General features: G+C 67.6%; 3 protein-coding genes. All 3 read left to right on the top strand.

The window, feature by feature from the left end; genetic code table 11:
• The first annotated feature begins 345 nt into the window (after nucleotides 1-345).
• The 3 genes from LR394_RS40935 to LR394_RS40925 all read left to right on the top strand — a co-directional run bounded on the left by LR394_RS40935 (nucleotide 346) and on the right by LR394_RS40925 (nucleotide 3,030).
• The gene (locus LR394_RS40935; RefSeq protein ID WP_231450125.1) at nucleotides 346-1,902 is read left to right on the top strand and encodes a methyl-accepting chemotaxis protein; all 1,557 of its coding nucleotides are present in this window, start codon (nucleotides 346-348) and stop codon (nucleotides 1,900-1,902) included.
• Nucleotides 1,903-1,947: 45 nt separating this feature from the next.
• Nucleotides 1,948-2,487, top strand: a complete 540-nt coding sequence (locus tag LR394_RS40930) for a hypothetical protein (RefSeq protein ID WP_231450124.1) — start codon at nucleotides 1,948-1,950, stop codon at nucleotides 2,485-2,487.
• Between the two features lie 255 nt (nucleotides 2,488-2,742).
• Entirely contained in the window at nucleotides 2,743-3,030 is a 288-nt protein-coding gene (locus LR394_RS40925) for a hypothetical protein (protein ID WP_231450123.1), read from the top strand.
• Nucleotides 3,031-3,660: the final 630 nt, after the last annotated feature.

Here is a 3,660-nt window from a genome sequence, read left to right as displayed (position 1 = left end):
CCGGCGCCGAGCGTCAACGGGCCGCGTTCGCCCGCCGCAACTCGGTCGCCGACGTGGTGCTGGACGCCGTCGAACGCGGCCGGGTCGCTGATCCTGACCCTTGCCCAGCGCACACCGAGGTCCCCACGGCTGCGCAACCAGAGACGTCCTCTGCTGGTTCCTGACCAGAAGCGTTTCCGTCAAGTGGTTTTCGGGCTTCCAACTGAGGACGATGTGGGCGCGATTGCCGGTGTCGGCGGCTGAGTTGCTGCTTCAGTAACCGGGAACGGCTGCCGAAAGAGTGACGGGCCTTCCGGCGGGGGTGGGCGTCGTCATGGTTCGTCCTGGACGGGGAGGCTGGCTGCGGTGCGGTTCACGATCGGTCGGAGGCTGGCCGTGCTCGGCGGTATCGGCCTGGCGGTGGCGGTGGTCAGCAACGTGGCCGCGCTCGGCCTCTCCGCCCAGGTGCGGGACCTGCAGGACCAGGAACGCCACCACCTGAAGGCGGCCCAGCTGATCCGGCAGCTCGACACCCGGGCCAGCGAGCTCAAGGTGGACGGCTACAAGGCCCTGCTCGCGCCCACCCCGGCCGACCTGCGCCAGGACCTGGCCGACGACTCGCAGACCGTCCGCGACCTGTTCACCCAGCTCAACGCCATTCCCCTGGACCCGGACGACGAGCAGCGGATCGCCGGCATGCAGCGGGCCTTCGACGACTACGTCACCGCGATCGGGGCGGTGATCGACGCCGCCGTGCAGAACCAGACCCGGGCCCAGCGGAACTTCGAGGCCATCCAGACCGCGAACGACGCCACCGACGAGGCGGTGGGCAGCGCCGCCGACGCCCTGGACGCAGCGGTGGACGAGCTGGAGAAGGAAGCCGCCAGCACCTCCCGCACGATGAACACGATCACGATCGCCCTGCTGGTGCTGGGGGCCGCGCTGGTGGTGGCGGCCACGGTGCTGCTGTCCCGGTCTGTCACCCGTCGGGTGAACCGGGTGGTGCTGGTGACCAAGGGCGTGGCCGCCGGCGACCTGTCGCAGACCACCCAGGACCAGGGCAACGACGAGATCGCGGACATCTCGGCGGCCCTGGACGATGCCACCGCCCGGATCCGCACGGTCTTCGGAGCCATCGGCGAGACCTCGCAGCAGCTGCGCCGGGCCTCCACCGGGCTGAACGAGGTGGCCGCCGAGGTGGGCCGCTCGGCCACGCAGACCTCCCAGCAGGCCGAGGTGGTCTCCCGCACCGCCGACGAGGTGTCCACGAACGTGCAGGCAGTGGCCGCCGGTGGCGAGGAGATGACCGCCTCGATCGCCGAGATCGCCCGGAACGCGCAGGAGGCAGCCCGGGTGGCCACCGGCGCGGTGTCCGCCGCGGACTCCACCACCAGCACGATGAACAAGCTGGGCGAGAGCTCGCGGGAGATCGGTGACGTGATCCGGCTGATCACCTCGATCGCCGAGCAGACCAACCTCCTGGCCCTGAACGCCACCATCGAGGCCGCCCGCGCCGGGGATGCCGGTAAGGGCTTCGCCGTGGTGGCGGACGAGGTGAAGCAGCTCGCTCAGGAGACCGCCCGGGCCACCGAGGACATCTCGCGCCGGGTGGAGACCATTCAGGAGGACGCGGACAGCGCCACCGGGGCGATCGCCGAGATCTCGAACGTGATCACCCAGATCAACGAGTTCCAGACCACGATCGCCTCGGCCGTGGAAGAGCAGACCGCCACCACCCAGAGCATCAACGCCGGGGTGGCCACCGCCGCGGACGGCTCCAGCGAGATCGCCAGCAACATCTCCGGGGTGGCCACCGCGGCCAACACCACCACTGCAACCATCGGCAAGGCCGAAGACAGCGCCCGGGAACTGTCCGGGATGAGTGACGAACTCTCCCGCCTGGTGGCCGGCTTCCGCTTCTGACTGGCGTACCCGCAGGTCGGGGACAGATCCGCGTAGCGTGCAGGGATGGCTGACGAGCAGCTCTTCGGGCCCCTGACCCGCCACCGCGACGGACACGAGCACCTGGACGAAGCCCGGGCCCGCAGCCGGCTCGCGGCCTACGTCTACGGAAATGTGCTGGTCCTGGGCGCGGTCATCGGCACCGTGGGCGGGGAGGAACACTCGCACTCCTGGCTGGTGATCCTGGCCACCGCGCTGAGCACGTATGCGGCGCACATCTTCTCGCACAACATCGGGGAACGGATCGGCCGTACCCGCGCCGAGCACGAAGGCCACCTGCACGAGGAGATCCGTGACGCCGTACCGATTCTCAGCTCCGGAGTGGCACCGGCGCTGATCTATGCCGCCCTGGCCCTGCACTGGATCGACGCCCGGCCCGCCGAGATCGTCGCGATCGTCCTGCTGGTGCTCCGGCTGGCCGGAACCGGGCTGGTGGTCGAGCGTCTCAGCAATCGGCGGGTCTCCGGGGCAGCACTTTGGGCCGGAATCGGATTCGCCCTGGTGGGTACCGGGATCGCCTATGTCAAGGTGATTTTCACGCACTGATCGGCAGATCAGCATGCACTTACACCGAATCGCCGCCGGGCGCCAGCATTTGCGCGAAATTACCCAGATCCCCCGAGCGATGGCCGCGCCGATCGGCTGGCCCTATGCTGTTCCCCGTTGGCGCAGTAGGAGATATGACTATATTCAAGTGAACAATGCGGAGCGTGACGACATGACCGGGTGTAGCCGTGAGGGTTGTTACACAACGGTTTTCGTCCGTGGTCCGCAACCGCGCGAGAGGGCTATGGTGGCGTGATGCGTTCCAAGGATCTCGCTGTTCGCAGCAGTTCGGAGAAGAGACCGGGCCAGGCGCCCGGGTCGGACGGTGCCCTCGTGCGCCGTCCGCTGGGAGAGGTTGCCCGATCGTTCGCCCTGCGCTTCCTGGGCAAGGCCGGCGCCCATACCGTCATGGTCTGCTCGCAGTGTGAGCTCACCGGTGGCCCGTTCACCCGTGAAGAGGCCGCCCACCTGCTGCGCATCCATGAGCAGCTGCACCACGGCATCGCCATGCACCGCTCCTCACCACTGCCGCCGGCCTTCTAGCGCCGCGCACCTTCTGCTCAGGAGAACTCCTCGTCGACGTAGACGGGGAGTTCTGTCGTTTGCCCCGGTTGTCGCTCTACTCAGGGTCAGATGCCGGTGCGAGGCGTGACCCGGCGCACAGACGGCCGTCGGATGGGCACGCAGAGCCACCGGCGACACCCGTCGGCTTGGTAAAACCCCAGGTGAACGGGGTCTGAGCGGCGGGCGGCGCGGCGATTTGACGGAGCATCGCTGCGGTCCGTAATGTTTTGGCCTGTTGAGCCGAGCAGGAACGGGCACCAAGGTGGCCGGTCCGAAGGTCTCAGCAACTCCTGAGCGACACGCTGAACCAAGCGTCGCGCTTCCGCTAGCCGGTAAGTGCGACACCGACTTGGCGAGCCACGAAGGAAAATGTTCGAACGGCGGTAATGATCCGGAAATGCGGATTTGACCCGCTGGCAACACCGCAGTAACGTTCTACAACGTCGCCCCGAGCGAAAGCCGAAAGGCCGGAAGTCGGGAGCGTCCGCTCCTTGAGAACTCAACAGCGCATCTGAACAACCGATGCCATATCGGTCGACTGATTGGTCGATCACTTGGCTGATGGTCTTCGGTCTTGCAGGTATTCGACCCCCGTCGGGTGCCTGGTTT

Origin of the sequence: Kineosporia babensis (assembly GCF_021129305.1) — a bacterium.
Taxonomy (GTDB): Bacteria; Actinomycetota; Actinomycetes; order Actinomycetales; family Kineosporiaceae; genus Kineosporia; species Kineosporia babensis.
Note: the sequence above shows the minus strand (reverse complement) of the source record. Positions and strands in the feature narration are given on the sequence as shown.